The sequence below is a fragment of the Vibrio sp. 10N.286.49.C3 genome, assembly GCF_041469545.1.
Classification (GTDB): Bacteria; Pseudomonadota; Gammaproteobacteria; order Enterobacterales; family Vibrionaceae; genus Vibrio; species Vibrio tasmaniensis_A.
Genome location: NZ_JBFRKT010000025.1, coordinates 18989 through 36970, shown reverse-complemented (window position 1 = coordinate 36970; position 17982 = coordinate 18989). Strand labels below are relative to the sequence as shown.

At 43.7% G+C, this 17982-nt stretch carries 18 protein-coding genes; 6 read left to right on the top strand and 12 right to left on the bottom strand.

Features of this window, described 5'->3' with window-relative positions; genetic code table 11:
* Positions 1–15: 15 nt before the first annotated feature.
* The 6 genes from hscB to trmJ all read right to left on the bottom strand — a co-directional run bounded on the left by hscB (position 16) and on the right by trmJ (position 4056).
* Complete coding sequence (gene hscB, locus AB4180_RS11940; RefSeq protein ID WP_019822106.1) at positions 16–531, bottom strand: co-chaperone HscB; 516 nt, start codon at positions 529–531, stop codon at positions 16–18.
* A gap of 84 nt (positions 532–615) precedes the next feature.
* Positions 616–939, bottom strand: coding sequence for an iron-sulfur cluster assembly protein IscA (iscA, locus tag AB4180_RS11935; RefSeq protein WP_010440519.1), 324 nt, complete (start codon positions 937–939; stop codon positions 616–618).
* Between the two features lie 97 nt (positions 940–1036).
* The gene (gene iscU / locus AB4180_RS11930) at positions 1037–1414 is read right to left on the bottom strand and encodes a Fe-S cluster assembly scaffold IscU (RefSeq protein ID WP_004740340.1); all 378 of its coding nucleotides are present in this window, start codon (positions 1412–1414) and stop codon (positions 1037–1039) included.
* Between the two features lie 33 nt (positions 1415–1447).
* The gene (locus tag AB4180_RS11925; RefSeq protein WP_048613459.1) at positions 1448–2662 is read right to left on the bottom strand and encodes an IscS subfamily cysteine desulfurase; all 1215 of its coding nucleotides are present in this window, start codon (positions 2660–2662) and stop codon (positions 1448–1450) included.
* Positions 2663–2689: 27 nt separating this feature from the next.
* Complete coding sequence (gene iscR / locus AB4180_RS11920) at positions 2690–3211, bottom strand: Fe-S cluster assembly transcriptional regulator IscR (RefSeq protein ID WP_010440512.1); 522 nt, start codon at positions 3209–3211, stop codon at positions 2690–2692.
* A 116-nt stretch (positions 3212–3327) separates the two neighbouring features.
* On the bottom strand, positions 3328–4056 hold the full coding sequence (trmJ, locus tag AB4180_RS11915) for a tRNA (cytosine(32)/uridine(32)-2'-O)-methyltransferase TrmJ (RefSeq protein WP_019822102.1): 729 nt from the start codon (positions 4054–4056) through the stop codon (positions 3328–3330).
* Positions 4057–4237: 181 nt separating this feature from the next.
* On the opposite strand from trmJ, the gene suhB reads away from it, so the two are divergent.
* Positions 4238–5041 (top strand): inositol-1-monophosphatase, encoded by an 804-nt coding sequence (gene suhB / locus AB4180_RS11910; protein ID WP_009848284.1) that lies wholly within the window; start codon positions 4238–4240, stop codon positions 5039–5041.
* 323 nt (positions 5042–5364) lie between these two features.
* On the opposite strand, the gene secF is transcribed toward suhB, so the two are convergent.
* The 5 genes from secF to queA all read right to left on the bottom strand — a co-directional run bounded on the left by secF (position 5365) and on the right by queA (position 11027).
* Positions 5365–6312: a protein translocase subunit SecF gene (secF, locus tag AB4180_RS11905; protein ID WP_012603308.1), complete on the bottom strand. Its 948-nt coding sequence runs from the start codon at positions 6310–6312 to the stop codon at positions 5365–5367.
* Between the two features lie 14 nt (positions 6313–6326).
* Positions 6327–8183, bottom strand: coding sequence for a protein translocase subunit SecD (gene secD, locus AB4180_RS11900; protein WP_009848282.1), 1857 nt, complete (start codon positions 8181–8183; stop codon positions 6327–6329).
* 20 nt (positions 8184–8203) lie between these two features.
* Complete coding sequence (gene yajC / locus AB4180_RS11895; protein ID WP_009848281.1) at positions 8204–8533, bottom strand: preprotein translocase subunit YajC; 330 nt, start codon at positions 8531–8533, stop codon at positions 8204–8206.
* A gap of 110 nt (positions 8534–8643) precedes the next feature.
* The gene (gene tgt, locus AB4180_RS11890) at positions 8644–9780 is read right to left on the bottom strand and encodes a tRNA guanosine(34) transglycosylase Tgt (protein ID WP_102249556.1); all 1137 of its coding nucleotides are present in this window, start codon (positions 9778–9780) and stop codon (positions 8644–8646) included.
* Positions 9781–9974: 194 nt separating this feature from the next.
* Positions 9975–11027 (bottom strand): tRNA preQ1(34) S-adenosylmethionine ribosyltransferase-isomerase QueA, encoded by a 1053-nt coding sequence (gene queA / locus AB4180_RS11885; RefSeq protein ID WP_017099581.1) that lies wholly within the window; start codon positions 11025–11027, stop codon positions 9975–9977.
* A 335-nt stretch (positions 11028–11362) separates the two neighbouring features.
* On the opposite strand from queA, the gene AB4180_RS11880 reads away from it, so the two are divergent.
* Both AB4180_RS11880 and AB4180_RS11875 read left to right on the top strand, forming a co-directional pair.
* The gene (locus AB4180_RS11880; protein ID WP_009848278.1) at positions 11363–11806 is read left to right on the top strand and encodes a CBS domain-containing protein; all 444 of its coding nucleotides are present in this window, start codon (positions 11363–11365) and stop codon (positions 11804–11806) included.
* Between the two features lie 269 nt (positions 11807–12075).
* Positions 12076–14016: a methyl-accepting chemotaxis protein gene (locus AB4180_RS11875; RefSeq protein WP_102249555.1), complete on the top strand. Its 1941-nt coding sequence runs from the start codon at positions 12076–12078 to the stop codon at positions 14014–14016.
* A 126-nt stretch (positions 14017–14142) separates the two neighbouring features.
* Here the strand turns inward: AB4180_RS11875 and AB4180_RS11870 are convergent, their stop codons facing one another.
* Positions 14143–15048, bottom strand: a complete 906-nt coding sequence (locus AB4180_RS11870; RefSeq protein ID WP_102249554.1) for a hydrogen peroxide-inducible genes activator — start codon at positions 15046–15048, stop codon at positions 14143–14145.
* Positions 15049–15257: 209 nt separating this feature from the next.
* Between AB4180_RS11870 and AB4180_RS11865 the strand changes: the two genes are divergently transcribed.
* The 3 genes from AB4180_RS11865 to AB4180_RS11855 all read left to right on the top strand — a co-directional run bounded on the left by AB4180_RS11865 (position 15258) and on the right by AB4180_RS11855 (position 17956).
* Positions 15258–15866, top strand: a complete 609-nt coding sequence (locus tag AB4180_RS11865) for a peroxiredoxin C (protein ID WP_009848275.1) — start codon at positions 15258–15260, stop codon at positions 15864–15866.
* Positions 15867–16183: 317 nt separating this feature from the next.
* Complete coding sequence (locus AB4180_RS11860; RefSeq protein ID WP_102249553.1) at positions 16184–16927, top strand: copper homeostasis protein CutC; 744 nt, start codon at positions 16184–16186, stop codon at positions 16925–16927.
* A gap of 99 nt (positions 16928–17026) precedes the next feature.
* Positions 17027–17956 carry a LysR family transcriptional regulator gene (locus AB4180_RS11855; RefSeq protein ID WP_102249552.1) on the top strand — a complete coding sequence of 310 codons (930 nt, stop codon included), beginning with the start codon at positions 17027–17029 and terminating at the stop codon, positions 17954–17956.
* Positions 17957–17982: the final 26 nt, after the last annotated feature.

Sequence of the window (17982 nt, the reverse complement as noted above, 5' to 3'; positions counted from 1 at the left end):
TCCTTGTTATACGAACTAGCCGATCAGACGATCTTCAACTAACTCGATTTCATTCTTTAATTTTGCAATAAACTTAAGCTTTCTTACTCGGTCTGCAGCTTCTAACCAAGCCTCACTGTCGAGTTCTTGTTGGATAGCGCTTAATTGTTGTTTATACATTTTGCTAACCTTTCCTTCAAATGCAAACAAAGCATCTTCAGGTTCAGAACTGTCGGCGATGTCTTCAAGCTCTTCACGCAATTCCATTTGCTCCATCAGGAACATAGGATCTTGCAGGGTCTGCTGCTCACCACGAATATCCTCACCATGTTGCACTAACAGGTATTCAGCTCGGCTGATTGGATTCTTCAATACCTGATACGCATCATTGATTTGCGCTGCTTTTTGCACGGCTAATAGGCGATCACGCTCAGAAGCAGTGGCAAATTTATCAGGGTGGAATTGGCGTTGCAGATCTCTAAACTGAGAAGAAAGAAGGCTACCATCCAGTTGAAACTGAAGTGGTAGCCCAAATAATTCGAAATGATTCATGTAACGGTGGTCCTAAGTTTAGGCTCTTCAATCAGAGCCTAATTTTATTCTTCGCTCACTATAAACGCTTAACGATTGAGGCGTTTATACGTTGAAGCTCTCACCACAACCACATTCGCCTTTCGCGTTAGGGTTGTTGAATTCAAAACCTTCGTTTAGGCCTTCTTTCACGTAATCAAGCTCGGTACCGTCTAGGTAAACTAGGCTCTTTGGATCAATGATGACCTTAACACCTGAATGCTCAAACACTTCGTCTTCTTCGTTAAGCTCGTCAACGAATTCCAGTACATACGCCATACCCGAACAGCCAGTAGTTTTTACCGCTAAGCGCAACCCGATACCTTTACCTCGGTTATCTAGGAAAGCTTGAACTCGGCTTGCTGCCGTATCTGTCATGGTGATGGCCATACTACAACCTTGTGTTTTATATAAATTGAGAACTCAGGGGGAGCACAAAGGATGCTCCCAAATATTGCTTATTTTTTGTGATTACTTAATGAAACAATTAACGCTTCTTTTTGTAATCCGCAACTGCTGCTTTGATTGCATCTTCAGCAAGAATTGAACAGTGAACTTTCACTGGTGGCAACTCTAGTTCTTCTGCGATTTCAGAGTTTTTGATAGCCGCTGCTTCATCAATACTTTTACCTTTAACCCACTCTGTTACTAGTGAGCTAGAAGCGATTGCGCTACCGCAACCGTAAGTTTTGAATTTTGCATCTTCGATAATGCCTTCTGGCGTTACCTTGATTTGCAGTTTCATTACGTCACCACAAGCTGGTGCGCCAACCATGCCGCTACCTACACTTGGGTCTTCTTTATCAAACGAACCTACGTTACGTGGGTTTTCGTAGTGATCAATTACTTTTTCGCTATATGCCATGATAGTTACCTCGAATCCTCTATTTCCGTGAGATTAGTGATGAGCCCACTCAACAGTGTTCAAATCAATCCCTTCTTTATACATATCCCATAGAGGAGACATGTCGCGTAATTTGTTTACCGCTACACGAATTTGTGCAATCGCGTAGTCGATTTCTTCTTCCGTTGTGAAACGGCCGAATGAGAAACGTACTGAGCTGTGTGCCAGTTCATCGTTCAGACCAAGAGCACGTAGAACGTATGAAGGCTCTAGGCTTGCTGATGTACATGCAGAACCTGATGATACTGCTAGGTCTTTTAGAGACATAAGCAGAGACTCACCTTCAACGAAAGCGAAGCTCACGTTTAGGTTGTGTGGTACACGTTGGTCTAGGTCGCCGTTTACGGTTACCGCTTCTAGATCTTGAACACCTTTCAATAGGCGCTCACGAAGTGCTAGTGCGTGATCGTAATCTTTCTGCATGTCTTGTTTAGCGATGGCAAAAGCTTCGCCCATACCCACGATTTGGTGAGTAGCAAGCGTACCAGAACGGAAACCACGTTCATGACCGCCACCGTGCATTTGCGCTTCAAGGCGAATACGTGGCTTACGACGAACGTACAAAGCGCCGATGCCTTTAGGGCCGTATGCTTTGTGTGCAGACATAGAGATAAGGTCTACTTTCATCTCTTTTACGTCTAGTGGGATTTTACCCGCAGACTGCGCCGCATCAACGTGGAAGATGATCTTACGTGCACGACATAATTCGCCGATTGCAGAGATATCTTGGATTACACCAATCTCGTTGTTTACGTGCATGATAGAAACTAGAACAGTATCTTCACGCATTGCAGCTTGTAGCTTGTCTAGATCGATGATGCCGTTAGCTTCTGGCTCAAGGTATGTAACCTCAAAACCTTCACGCTCTAGTTGGCGACATGGATCAAGAACCGCTTTGTGTTCTGTTTTGCACGTGATTACGTGCTTACCTTTCTTCTCGTAAAAGTGCGCTGCACCTTTGATAGCAAGGTTATCTGACTCTGTAGCACCTGACGTAAAAACAATCTCACGTGGGTCTGCATTTAGTAGATCGGCAATTTGCTCACGAGCATTATCTACTGATTCTTCTGCCTGCCAGCCGTAACGGTGTGAACGAGATGCAGGGTTACCGAAGTTACCGTCCATCGTCATGCACTGAACCATTTTTTCAGCAACACGTGGATCGACTGGGCATGTAGCTGAATAGTCAAAGTAAATAGGCAGTTTCATTTTCTACTCCAATGTAAAAACTGACCGCTAAGAGCGGGCATTAACACCGTGAGGTGCTGCACTAATCGTTGTAGTGCTCGTATTTTTATGTGCAAAACCATTATTAACCGCAAGATCGATATCTTGACGATCAGAAATCTCTAAAACTTCGTTATCTTTCATTAGCTCACCGAGCGTAATGTCGTTTAAGAAGCTGCTGATTCGGGAGCTTAAATCACGCCATAAAGTGTGAGTTAAACAACGACTGCCACCTTGGCAATCTGCTCGACCGTGACACTTAGTTGCATCAACTGATTCGTCTACTGCAGCAATTACAGTTCCGACAGCGATGTCGCTCGCTTCAGCACCTAAACGGTAACCACCGCCAGGACCACGAACACTAGCAACTAAGCCAGCTTTACGTAACTTAGAAAATAGCTGTTCTAAGTAAGATAACGAGATGCCTTGTCGCTCTGAAATATCAGCCAGAGGAACTGGGCTTTTTTGCGAATGCAGTGCTACATCTAGCATAGCTGTTACCGCATATCTTCCTTTAGATGTAAGTTTCATATCACACCGTATCCACATTGTTTATGTGGTTGGAATCTTCCCATACCCGACTAAATTGGTCAAGTATTTAGTTGACTATTTTAGTCAGGTATTCACCCTTATTGTTTGCGCGGGCTTTATTTGTCGCTTTTGCTCTTCTCAATTGAAGTCAAAATGCCGCGTAGAGTGTTGATCTCTTGCAACTCTGGACGAGCTCGACTGAACAAACGACGTAGCTTATTCATCACCTGACCCGGCTTATCCTTAGAGATAAATTGGGTATCAATGATCACTTTTTCAAGGTGCTCATAGAACATTTCTAGTTCTTCGTGACGAGGGTACTCATCTTGTTGCTGCGGCTGGTACTGGCTCGCCACCATATCAAGGTGAGCTACACGCACTTCGTAGCTCAGAGTCTGCACTGCCATTGCTAGGTTTAGCGAGCTGTATTCAGGGTTAGCTGGGATACATACATGGAAGTGGCACTTCTGAAGCTCATCGTTAGTCAAGCCAGTACGTTCACGGCCGAACACTAATGCGACTGGGTGCTTTTGGCCTTCAATCGCAAACTTTTGTCCACACTCACGAGGCTCAAGCATTGGCCATTCAAGCGTACGTGAACGTGCACTCGAACCAACCACTAAACCACAGTCTTTTACGGCTTCGTCTAATGTAGAAACGATGGTCGCGTTTTCTGCGATGTCACCTGCACCCGCAGCCAGTGCTAAGGTCTGCTCGTCAACTTCACATTGAGGGTCTACAAGAACTAACTGACTCAAACCCATCACTTTCATTGCGCGAGCTGCTGATCCGATATTTCCCGAATGAGACGTACCAACCAGAACGACTTTTACATTGTCTAACATGCTATATGACACCACTTTAAAAATAATCGCGAGATATTAACACATAGCTAAGTAAAATGGTCAGACCCTTCTCGGAATGTGAAATCAAGAGTTCAAAAAATAACCACTTCCCTTTTGGGGAAACTTTGGTATACTCGCCGCCGCTTTAAACTGTTCTTTAACATCTTGTGGGAAAAACCATATGCATCCAATGCTAAACATTGCGATACGCGCTGCGCGTAAAGCTGGCAACCATATTGCTAAATCTCTAGAAACAACTGATAAGATCGAATCGTCTCTAAAAGGTAACAACGATTACGTTACTAACATTGCTCAAGAAGCTGAGTACATGATCATTGAGACAATCAAATCATCTTACCCAGAGCACAGCATTATTTCTGAAGAGTCAGGCCTAACTGAAGGTAAAGATTCTGACGTACAATGGATCGTTGACCCACTAGATGGCACCAACAACTTTGTAAAAGGTTTCCCTCACTTCTCTGTATCTATCGCTGTTCGCATGAACGGTCGTACAGAAGTTGCTTGTGTTTATGACCCAATGCTAAACGAGCTATTCACAGCTCAACGTGGCGCTGGCGCTCAACTTAACAACGCTCGTATGCGTGTTACTCAACTAAAAGACCTTCAAGGTACTGTTCTAGCGACTGGTTTCCCATTCAAGCAAAAACAACACTCTGAATCTTTCATGAAGATCATTTCTGGTCTATTCGTTGATTGTGCTGATTTCCGTCGTACTGGTTCTCCAGCTCTTGACCTATGTTACCTAGCGGCTGGCCGTGTTGACGGTTACCTAGAACTAGGCCTTAAGCCATGGGATCTAGCAGCTGGCGATCTAATCGCTCGTGAAGCGGGTGCTATCATGACTGACTTTGCTGGCGGCACTGATTACATGACCTCTGGTAATGTTGTTGCTTCAAGCGCACGTGGTGTTAAGTCTATTCTTAAGCACGTTCGTGAGAACTCTAACGAAGGTATGCTGAAGTAATTCAGACCTTGCGTTGATGCTCTTTAGTTAAGAGCAGAAGATTTTCAAAGCCTCGCTATTGCGAGGCTTTTTTGTATCCGCGATACGAGATACGACCAAAATGTCGGTTAGTTACAGTGAGCACAAATCACTGCTCTGTAAGCTGTATTTAGATCGCCACTAGATAGTGACTTAGCTACTTTGGCACTTGGTATTGGTGTTGGTATTGGTAAATACGGCAATGTTCAGTCGGATACAAAAGCTAACCCACAATATACAGACATAAAAAAACCGCTAGTTGCCCAGCGGTTTTTTTGGTTTAGCGAAAGTTGTTAAGCCGCGGCCTAAGGCATTTCGTCAAACTCTTCACCTTCTTTGTCCACTTGTGGTGGCATTAGGTGTTCACGCGTAATACCCAACTTCATAGCTAGTGCAGATGCAACGTAGATAGAAGAGTAAGTACCAACGGTAATACCCAGTAGAAGTGCAGTCGCAAAGCCGTGAATCATAGCACCGCCCTGAACGAACAGTGCGATAACTACGAATAACGTTGTACCAGAAGTGATCAATGTACGGCTCAATGTTTGTGTGATTGAGCTGTTCAGCACTTCAGGTGCCTCGCCTTTACGCATCTTACGGAAGTTCTCACGAATACGGTCAAATACCACTATGGTATCGTTGAGGGAGTAACCGACTACCGTTAGCAAGGCTGCCACGATAGTAAGGTCGACCTCAATTTGCATTAGAGAGAACACACCTAGTGTGATGATAACGTCGTGCGCTAGGGCTAATACAGCACCTGCAGCTAATCGCCATTCAAATCGTACGGATACGTAGATCAAGATACAGATCAGAGAAACTAAGATCGCAAGACCACCAGCTTCTGTTAGTTCATCGCCCACGTTTGGACCAACGAACTCGATACGACGCATCTCAACTTGCTCACCAGTACCATCTTTAATTGCAGACAGGATTTGGTTACCAAGCGTTTCGCCCGCAACACCATCACGTGGACGTAGACGAACCATTACCTCACGCGCAGAACCAAAGTTCTGAACCGTAGCATCACCAAAGCCTTCAGCTTCTAGTGCGCTTCGAATGTCAGGTAGGTTTGCTGGCTCCTCAAAGCCCACTTCAATCAGAGTACCGCCGGTAAAATCTAGACCCCAATTCAACGATTTCGTTGTTAGGGTGAAGATAGCAGTACCAATCATCAAGATTGAGAATAAAAAGGCAACCTTTGACCAACGCATGAAGTCGATCATTTTGTCTGCTTTTAGAATCTGAAACATATTAATTCCTAGCCTTAGATCGACAGTTTCTTAACGCGTTTGCCGCCATACATCAGGTTCACGATACAACGTGTTCCGATAATAGCTGTAAACATTGAAGTCAAGATACCGATTGATAACGTTACCGCGAAGCCTTTAATCGCACCTGTCCCGACAGCAAATAGAATGATTGCTGTTAGTAGTGTGGTGATGTTGGCATCGGCGATTGTACTAAATGCGTTTGCATAACCTTGGTGAATCGCTTGTTGTGGACTGCGTCCATCTCGAAGTTCTTCACGTATACGCTCAAAGATAAGAACGTTGGCATCGACTGCCATACCGACCGTCAATACGATACCGGCAATGCCTGGTAGCGTCATTGTCGCGCCAGGAATCATCGACATCACACCAATAATCAACACTAAGTTAGCCATCAGAGCGACGTTCGCAATCAAACCGAAAGTACGGTAGTAAAGCAGTGTAAACAGCATTACTGCAGCCATACCCCAAACCATCGCCATGATACCCATATCGATGTTTTGTTGACCCATAGATGGACCAATCGTACGTTCTTCTACAATCGAGATAGGCGCAATCAATGCACCTGCACGTAGTAGAAGTGCCAAGTTATGAGCTTCAGCCGTTGAGTCGATACCTGTAATACGGAAGTTACGGCCAAGCGCAGATTGAATCGTCGCTTGGTTAATCACTTCTTCGTGCTTACTTAGGATCACTCGGCCTTCAGGTGTTTTACGACCGCTGTCTTTATACTCTGCAAATACGGTTGCCATTAGCTTACCGATATTTTGACGAGAGAATGTAGACATCTTGCTACCACCTTCGCTGTCTAGCGAGATGTTAACTTGTGGGCGACCATATTCATCAACACTTGAGCTTGCATCTGTAATGCTAGAACCGCCTAAGATAACGCGTTTCTTAAGTACTACAGGACGACCATCACGGTCTTGCTTAATTTCACTACCAGCAGGAGCACGGCCAGAAGCTGCAGCGGCCAAATCGGCACTGCTGTCCACTTCACGGAATTCAAGAGTCGCGGTTGCGCCTAAAATTTCTTTAGCACGAGCCGTGTCTTGAACACCTGGCAATTCCACTACGATACGGCTAGCACCTTGACGTTGAACCAAAGGCTCAGCAACACCAAGTTCGTTAACACGGTTACGTAGAATAGTAATGTTTTGCTCTACCGCATAATTGCGGATTTCTTGAAGACGAGTTTCAGTGAAGTTAGCAATCAAAGAGAAACGACCGTTAGATTCTGAATCTACGAACGTCATATCTTGGTGCTTAGATTGCAGAAGCGATTTCGCTTCAGCAAGCTGCTCTTCGTTACGCAGAATCACTTCAACCGCATCTTTACCCGATGGGCGAATAGCACGGTAGCGGATTTTCTCTTCACGAAGTTCACTGCGGAACGCTTCTTCTTGTTGGCCAACCAGTTTTTGCATCGCAGCGTCCATATCCACTTCCATTAAGAAGTGAACACCACCACGTAGATCAAGACCCAGCTTCATTGGTGCCGCACCAATAGATTCAAGCCAATCAGGAGTTGAAGCCGCTAGATTTAAAGCTACGATAACGTCATCACCGAGTGCTTCTGTGATGATATCACGGGCACTGATTTGCGTATCTGTATCGTTAAATCGAACAAGAATGGAACCGTTTTCGAGAGCAACGGATTTAGTAGAAAGGTTTTCTGCTTCAAGAGCATTGGTGACAGCATCCAGCGTAGACAGATCTACAGAGGCGCCACGCGCCCCTGTAACTTGAACTGCCGGATCTTCACCGTATATATTTGGAAGTGCGTACAACGCAGCGATAGCGATGGCAAACATCACCATCAAATACTTCCATAACGGATAACGGTTTAGCACAGCGAGGATCCTCTAGCTGTTTATAGTGATTTCAGAGTACCTTTTGGTAGCACTGCTGTAACGAAGTCCTTCTTGATAACGACTTCGTTGTTTGCGTTCAGTTCGATAGCAACGTAGTCGCTGTCTTCAGCAATCTTAGTGATCTTGCCGATTAGGCCGCCGCTTGTAAGAACTTCATCGCCTTTGCCCATAGAAGACATAAGGCTCTTGTGCTCTTTAACACGCTTAGCTTGTGGACGGTAGATCATGAAGTAGAAGATCACAGCGAACATACCTAGCATGATAAGCATTTCGAAACCGCCGCCTGCTGGTGCACCTTCTGCTGCTGCGTGAGCTTGAGAAATAAACATTTAAAACATCCTCTATTATATTTTCGTAATTGTTTGTCTAATTGGGTCGTATCCCTTTATTTTCAAGCCCCATCACTCGGAAGAGAGATAGGGCTCGCAAAAAAGAAATACTAAGATTCTTTACCTAGTGGTGGCACTTCACGCCCCATTCTTGCGTAGAACTCTGCAACGAACTCTTCAAAGCGATCTTCATCGATAGACTGACGAATGTCTGACATTACTCGTTGGTAGAAACGCAGGTTGTGAATCGTGTTCAGTCGAGCACCTAGGATTTCGTTACAACGATCCAAATGGTGTAAGTACGACTTGCTGTAGTTCTTACAAGTGTAACAGTCACAATCTGAATCTAGTGGTGTTGTATCGGTTTTATGCTTCGCATTACGGATCTTGATCACACCTTCCGTTACAAACAGGTGACCATTACGTGCATTTCGCGTTGGCATAACACAGTCAAACATATCGATACCGCGACGAACACCTTCAACCAAGTCTTCAGGTTTGCCTACACCCATTAGGTAACGAGGCTTATCTTCAGGCAGTTGAGGACATGTGTGCTCAAGAATGCGGTGCATATCTTCTTTTGGTTCACCTACTGCTAGACCACCTACTGCGTAACCGTCAAAGCCAATTTCTGTTAGGCCTTTAACGGATACATCACGAAGGTCTTCGTATACGCCACCTTGTACAATACCGAACAGTGAGTTCGGGTTTTCTTGCTTATCAAAATGATCACGTGAACGCTGAGCCCAACGAAGAGACATCTCCATTGAGTCTTTAGCTTCTTTGTGCGTTGCAGGATAAGGCGTACATTCGTCAAAGATCATTACAATGTCTGAACCTAGATCCTTTTGGATTTCCATCGACTTCTCAGCGTCCATGAAAATCTTGTCACCGTTTACAGGGTTACGGAAATGAACACCCTCTTCAGAGATTTTACGCGTTGCACCTAGGCTGAATACTTGGAAGCCACCTGAATCAGTCAAGATAGGACCTTTCCAGTTCATGAAATCGTGCAAATCACCGTGCAGTTTCATGATTTCTTGACCAGGACGTAGCCATAGGTGGAATGTATTACCTAATAGGATTTCAGCACCTGTGTCTTTTACTTCTTCAGGTGTCATGCCTTTAACCGTACCGTAAGTACCTACAGGCATGAATGCTGGGGTTTCAACGGTACCGCGTTCAAACTGAAGTTGACCACGACGTGCGCCGCTATTAGTTTTTTTAAGTTCGTATTTTAATTTCACGAAGCCTCCAATATGCCAGAGAAACAATCTGACTGTTAATTCAGAACCTTAGGCCAAACAAAAGTTCAGTCTAGTGGGTTCTATGAGGAGCGGTCGCGTATTCCTTGCGAGAGATTAGACAGACACCCTGCCCGACTCCTAGCTTACTGCTAGCACCCGTAAATTCTGCTTATATCGTTTATAACCAGCTAAAATTAGCTCGTTTTCTTATTGATGAACATCGCATCACCGTAGCTGAAGAAACGGTATTCGCTCTTCACTGCGTGATCGTATGCGCCCATCACATTGTCGTAGCCAGCAAATGCACTCACCAACATAATCAGCGTTGATTCTGGTAAGTGGAAGTTGGTAATCAAGCAATCCACCAGCTGATATTCATAACCAGGGAAGATGAAGATTTCTGTGTCACCAAAGAAAGGAACTAACTCAGTGCCATTTTTCAATGCATCTTGAGCCGCACTTTCTAGTGAACGCACAGAGGTTGTACCAACGGCAATAATACGCCCGCCACGTGCTTTTGCAGCAGCTACGGCATCCACCACTTCTTGCGGTACTTCAACGTACTCAGCATGCATGTGGTGGTCATTGATATTATCGACTTTTACTGGCTGGAACGTACCAGCACCAACGTGAAGTGTCACGTAAGCAAACTCAACACCTTTTTCTTTCATGTCAGCCATTAGCTTATCATCAAAGTGAAGGCCTGCTGTTGGCGCAGCAACCGCACCCGGCTTTTCATTATAGACAGTTTGGTAGCGCTCTTTATCGGCGTCTTCATCTGGACGATCGATGTAAGGAGGCAGTGGCATGTGACCAACACTGTTAAGAATCTCTAAAACGCTTTGATCGGATGTGAAATGGATTTCAAATAACGCATCATGACGTGCCACCATTTCAGCTTCATACTCATCGTTCTCACCAAGGAACAATTTGGTACCCGGTTTCGGTGATTTAGAACAACGAACATGCGCAAGAATGCTTTTCTCATCCAGCATACGTTCAACCAACACTTCAAGCTTACCGCCTGATGCCTTGCGACCGAATACACGAGCAGGAATCACGCGAGTGTTATTAAAAACAACAAGATCGCCTGGCTCAACCAAGTCTAAAACGTCTTTAAACGAACCATCAGCTAGGTTGCCATTGTTGCCATCTAATTTAAGTAGGCGGCTTGCTGTGCGCTCCTCTTGAGGGTAGCGAGCAATGAGTTCATCTGGTAGGTCAAAGTGAAAATCTGAAACTTGCATGTGTCGAGTCTTGTCTTAGTTGATGATATTTATGCCGTTGACGAATATTAAGTCGAAGTTGCCGAACAATCGTTTCGGTAAGTAAATCGTTACCAGAAACACATCGTAAACATGACTAAAAATTTCGCAGTGGGCTAGTATAGGCACACGAGCCGCAATAGCAAGGTTTACAGCATTGGATTATTGTAAAGAGTCGTAAAATAATACGACCACTCGCCCTCATAAAAAAGCCAAAATTAGTTGCATGAAACTCACCCAAAAATGCGTTAGATCTCAGTTATTTTTTGGATAAAAAACTATAGTAATAGCAACAAATAAAAAAGAAGGAGGTCTGTATGATCAAGGTTGAAGATATGATGACTCGCAACCCTCATACCCTATTGCGCTCACACTCACTGGCCGATGCAAAGCACATGATGGAAGCGCTTGATATCCGCCATATTCCGGTTGTTGATGCCGACAGACAACTACTTGGCGTCGTCACACAGCGAGACGTTCTTGCCGCTCAAGAATCTAGCCTACAAAACATCCCACAAGCTCAATCCTATACTCTTGCAACACCACTCAATGACATCATGCACAAGAGTGTTATGTCTGTAGAGCCGCGCGCAGGACTAAAAGAGTCTGCTGTTTATATGCAGAAACACAAAGTGGGCTGTTTACCTGTCGTAGAGAACCACGAACTCGTGGGCATCATTACAGACAGCGATTTCGTTACGATAGCCATTAACCTGCTAGAGCTACAAGAAGAAGCGGAACCGGAAGAGGTCGAAAGTTAGTCCGTTTGTATTACTCACGATAATCCTTAGAGCCTTTGAACCTGAGGCTCTTAACATATCTAAATTCTGACACGTCTAAAATCTCATCTATTTTTATGAAAAGCCGAGAGGCAAGTTACAAAACCCAATAATATCAACAACCTATTTATCCATCACTCTTAGACATCAAAATATAGTGGATACATACTATTTATTGATATATTTATCGTTAGAATCATGTAAGAATTTGTTAAGAATAAAAACAAGCTGCCTTACTAGGAATGATATTTATGAGTTTAAAGAAATTGCTGTCCTTAGGTTTTGGCGTGATTCTCGCGCTAATTTTGGTTATTTCAGTCGTTGCTTCATTACGCTTTTATCAATCGAGTGATGGGTTTAACACCTACCGCTCTCTTGCAATAACAAGTGTCTCAACAGGTCGAATCCAAGCCAATATACTGGAAGCTCGTTTATCTGCACTTAAATATATTAAGAACCCTATTCCGTCACATGCTTCTGAACTGAATAGACGTATCACCGCATCAAATCAATTGATAGATGAAATATTAGACTCTCATCTTGACGATCTACACAAAAATGAATTCCTAACGATAAAGAAGCAGCTTGATCAATATAACCAAGGCTTTAACAAGGTTGTTCAACTTGTCAATACTCGAAACAACCTAGTTCAAGAGGCCTTAGACCCATCAGGGGTCAATATGCGTGAGGCAGTGACCAACCTAATGACCCAAGCTTCAGCTGAAGAAGATTTAGAAGTTGCTGTCAGTTCAGGACAGCTTCAGCAGCATGTATTGCTATCAAGATTGTACGCTTCTAAATTTCTGACGAGCAATAAAACAGAAGATGCTCAGCGTGCTGAAAAAGAGTTTGCCTCTGCCGCACTACTTGCAGAAACAATCGAATCTCAACTCATGTCGATGGAACAAATCAACTACTTAAACGATTTCACTAGTGCCTTCAAAATTTACCGCAACACATTTTCAAAGATCGTTGACACTATAAACACGCGAAATGACATCATTTCAGGGACTCTTGATCTTGCTGGTGTTAATGCAGCAAAAACAATTGAAGAGATAAAGCTATCAACAAAGTCAGAGCAAGACTCTGTCGGACCTAATATGGTCGAGCGATTCTCTAACGCGCAATTTGTGCTTGGCGTTCTTTCAATTCTCGTTGTCGCTGCTTCTCTTAGCATTGCCGTTTCGATTTACCGCAGTGTATGGAAAGTCGTTGGAGGAGAGCCAAGTGACATCCAAACAATTGTTGCCGAAGTCGCCGCTGGTGATCTTTCAAAGCAGATTCCAATTACGGGTAAAGAGACCGGTATATACGCAAACATTTTAGAAATGCGCCAAGAACTACGTCGAATCATCGATGGTTTCCACCAGATTTCAGACAATGTTTCAGCAGCCTCCGTTGAGCTAACCGCGGTAATGAGCCAAACAGAAGGAAATGCTCAACAAGAACTGAGTCAAATGGAACAAATCGCGACAGCCATCAATGAACTTTCTAGTACTGCGAGTGAGGTTAGCCAGAATGCAGCTAGCGCAGAGAGCGCTGCAACTGGGGCAACGACAAATGTCAAAGATGGCAGTGTTTCCCTCGATGCATCAGATGATATATCTCGAAAAGTTGAAGACTCGATCGAAGAAACATCAAACATCGTTAATCAATTGCAAGAGTACTCGGTAGAGATCGGTAGTGTTATTGAAGTGATCAATTCAATTTCTGAGCAAACTAACTTACTTGCGTTAAATGCAGCCATTGAAGCCGCTCGAGCGGGAGAGCAAGGCCGAGGCTTTGCGGTGGTAGCAGATGAAGTTCGTTCTCTTGCCGCTAAAACACAACAATCAACGGTCGATATTCAAGAAATAATATCTCGCCTTCAGGCTCAAGCGAAAGATGCGAACCAATTTATGCAATCCAATCTTTCGTTAGCAGAAGAATCTAGACAGTATAGCGAACAGCTTCGTGCTGCATTCGCTTCTATCACTGACTCAGTACAACTAATATCTGATATGAACACACAAGTAGCCACAGCGTCTGAAGAACAATCTGGCGTAACACAAGATATTTCACAAAATGTTTCTCTGACCTTTGATATTGTTCATCAAAATGTTTCAGGAATTGAGCAGAGCAAACAGGCAAGTGAAGAACTCTCTTCATTAGCTGTTAAGCAAAAAGACTTGCTGAGTTTTTTCAAAATCTAACGTTATAGTAAAATAGATAAATAAGCTTCTAACGCCACTATTTGTTTGTTTTTCTTCTCAAATAAACAAACAAAAAGAGCAGCCAAATAGCTGCTCTTTTTCTTTTGAATTTTACTTTCTAGTTTTTTAAAGCAATTCTGAGACTACATCAGCTAACTGATGAAAGGTTTCAAGACGTGACGAGCTTGGTCGCCATACAAGGCCTATATCGCGATAAGCTTGTTGACCGGGAGGGTCAATCACCACTAAATTCTGATTTTGCAACAAACCATGATCGATCGCCATTTGTGGAATAAAGGTGGTTCCTAAACCATTTGCCACCATTTGTACCAACGTATGTAGGCTTGTGGCGGTGAACGGGTTTATCTTCTCTTTGTCGGTTAGCTTACAAGCTGATACCGCGTGCTCGGTTAAGCAGTGCTCGTTCTCCAACAAGAATACAGATTCGTCTGGCAGGTCATCATATTTAATCGGAACACGAATACCATCGGCTTGATTGCGGCTGATTACCATTCTGAAAGGGTCTTGCCCAACAACTTTGCTCTCCATGTTGTCGATATCGACAGGCAAAGCCAGAATCAGTACATCCAACTCACCATGACGCAACGCAGCCAATAGGTTAATGGTCGTGTCTTCCCGTAACAACAAGTTCAACTGTGGAAAACGTTGGTTCGCTTCTTGTACCAAATCGCACAATAGGAATGGAGCAATAGTTGGAATACACCCTACTCGCAACTGCCCTTGCATCGCGTCTCCATTACATAGATTTCCGAGCTCAACCAAGTCTTGCCCTTTCGCCAATAACTCTCGACCATGCTTAACCACCAGCTCACCCGCTTGAGTGAAAACCAATGGGCTCTTCTTATCTTTCTTCTCATAGAGAGGACAACCAATGAGTTCTTCCAGGTTTTGAATGCCTTTACTTAGTGTCGATTGACTCACGAAGCAGCGATCCGCAGCGTCGCTAAAGTGGCGAGTTTCGTGAAGAGTAACAAGATAGTGAAGTTGCTTAAGACTTGGCCATTTATTCATAAAATTACTTTGTAATATGAGTAGGATAACTTAAGTGAAGGTCATTTGACCTAAGGAACGGACAAAGAATAAGCTTATCGCTTTTTTCGATTAACTTAATCTATTTAATTCGCTTTTTTCTATAGTACCGATTGTACTATAGTTTGTCCCGTAGAAACGGAGCCCAAACAAAGATGTGTTGGGCCAACTAATTTTTTAGGAGATTCCAAATGGTACTAGTAGGTCGTCAAGCCCCTGACTTTACTGCAGCAGCTGTTCTAGGTAACGGTGAGATCGTTGATAACTTCAACTTCGCAGAATTCACTAAAGGTAAGAAAGCGGTAGTTTTCTTCTACCCACTAGACTTCACTTTCGTTTGTCCTTCAGAGCTAATCGCTTTCGACAACCGTCTAGAAGATTTCCAAGCTAAAGGCGTTGAAGTAATCGGTGTTTCTATCGATTCTCAATTCTCTCACAACGCATGGCGTAACACTGCTATCGCTGATGGCGGTATCGGTCAAGTTAAATACCCTCTAATTGCTGACGTTAAGCACGAAATCTGCAAAGCATACGATGTTGAGCACCCAGAAGCAGGCGTTGCTTTCCGTGGTTCTTTCCTAATCGACGCAGACGGCCTTGTACGTCACCAAGTAGTTAACGATCTTCCACTAGGTCGTAACATCGACGAAATGCTACGCATGGTAGACGCACTAAACTTCCACGAGAAGAACGGTGAAGTATGTCCTGCACAATGGGAAGAAGGTAAATCAGGTATGGACGCATCTCCACAAGGTGTTGCTGCATTCCTATCTGAGCACGCTGACGACCTAAGCAAGTAATTACCTCTTAAGCCCGAACTCAACGCGGGTTAATGGTTGGAAGACTCTCTATAAAGAGAAATAAAGCATAAGCTAATAGCGCAAAGCGCACCGCCAATCAGTTAAGAAGTAAAGTCCTATTAAAAGCCCGAAGTTAACGCTTCGGGCTTTTTTCATCTCTCTCCGACGACAATTATCTACCTAAACCGTCTCTGCAACATTTAATAGAGGCAGTTACAAGAACAAACTTTACCCCTATTTTCCTCTGCTACCACCTATTCATATCCGTATCTAGGTTGTTATGATTTCGTCCGTATCTTTTTGAACGGATAAATACGATGAACACCGAAATTGAAGTCTGTATCGATAACTTAGAATCTCTATATAACGCACTATCTGGTGGCGCGAATCGAATTGAGCTTTGCTCTTCATTAGCACTTGGCGGGTTAACTCCAAGCTTCGGAATGATGAAGCAAGCGGCAAAAATTTCGTCCGTACCAGTTTATGCCATGATACGACCGAGACAAGGTGACTTCATATTCGATTATGACGATATACTCTGTATGCTGGAAGATATTGAAGCTTGTGCGAGAGCAGGGTTGAATGGCGTCGTTCTGGGTGTACTAACACCTGATGGTGAGATTGATATGTCTGCAATGCAAATTCTCTCAAGCAAGGCTCACCAACTCAAACTAGCAATCACCTTCCACCGTGCAATCGACCAACTTCAGGATTATAAAGTACCGTTAGAGCAGATTATTGAGCTTGGATGTGAAAGAATCCTGACGTCAGGACTTGCTATTAATGCAGAGCAAGGCATCAATGTGCTCGCAGATATGGTCAAACAAGCCGATGGCAGAATCGATATCATGGCTGGTGCTGGCGTCAACGCAACGAATGCCAAAATGATTCAAAGCACCACCCAAGTACCTGCACTTCACCTTTCAGGTAAATCGACAAGACCGAGTCTAATGGAAAGCAATTCAAGCGCTCAAATGGGCAGTAATGATGTTGATGATTATCAGATACCAGTAACTGATGCGAATAAGATATCCAATGTGAGAGCTGCCCTCACCGCTTAGGGTAATCGTCACTAACACAAATCCAGAGAACCACGCTGACGAATCTAGCGGACTGGCGTATATTAGAGTGAATAGCACAGAAAATTTTCATGGATAGATATGGCTAAAGACCTATTCAGCTCTCTTGATTTAAACCTGTTACGAACATTTCTGATTGTTTATCAAGAAAAAAACACCAGAAAGGCTGCGGAACGTTTATTCGTTTCTCAGCCAGCGGTTAGCCAAGCCCTACAAAAGCTAAGACACCACTTCAACGATGATCTTTTCGCAAAGGTTCATGGAGGCTTACAACCTACGGCATTTTCAGAGCAGCTCACCAATCAAATCAAGCCGTTCATGGACGGTCTATCTATCGCGGTTAATACATCAAACACTTTTGATCCGAAAGAGATCGATTACACGTTGAAAATAGCCCTATCTCCAGTGGTGCTTTCTTGTCTGTCTGGCTCACTTTTTAAAGATATAAAAGCGCAAGCACCAAACGCTAAACTAAAGCTTGTTCCATGGTCAAACTCGTCTGTCTCAGATATACAAAAAGATGAGGTTTTGATGGGAGTAAGCTATTTAGGGGAAAAGACAAGTAAAGAAGTCTATACAAGGCAGCTCATTGAATTAACAGGACGTATATTTGTTAGGAAAGATCACCCTTTAAAGCAAGACACCGTGACTCCAAATGACATGGCAGGGTACGAAATCGCATCTTTAGTAACACCAGGTTGGAATGACAATTTTAGCTTAGCGTCTCAGATTCTAACCGACCTTTCCATCGAGCATCGTATCGGTTTTCGCAGCGAATTGGTCATGGCTATAATCGATGTCATTCAACATACTGATATGTACATGCCCCATTCCAACCTTTTCCCAGTAGAAAACTATCCGACATTACGCGGGATAGATGTCTCAGTGGACGGAAAAACGCTGAAAACTCCGGTCTATAGTTATATACACATTAAAAATCGAAACTCACCTTTAACAAATTGGCTTTCAAAACTCATAGAGCAAGTTTTATCAGAACAAGTACAAAAGTAAGTTCGATTAAAAGTTATATATTGTAT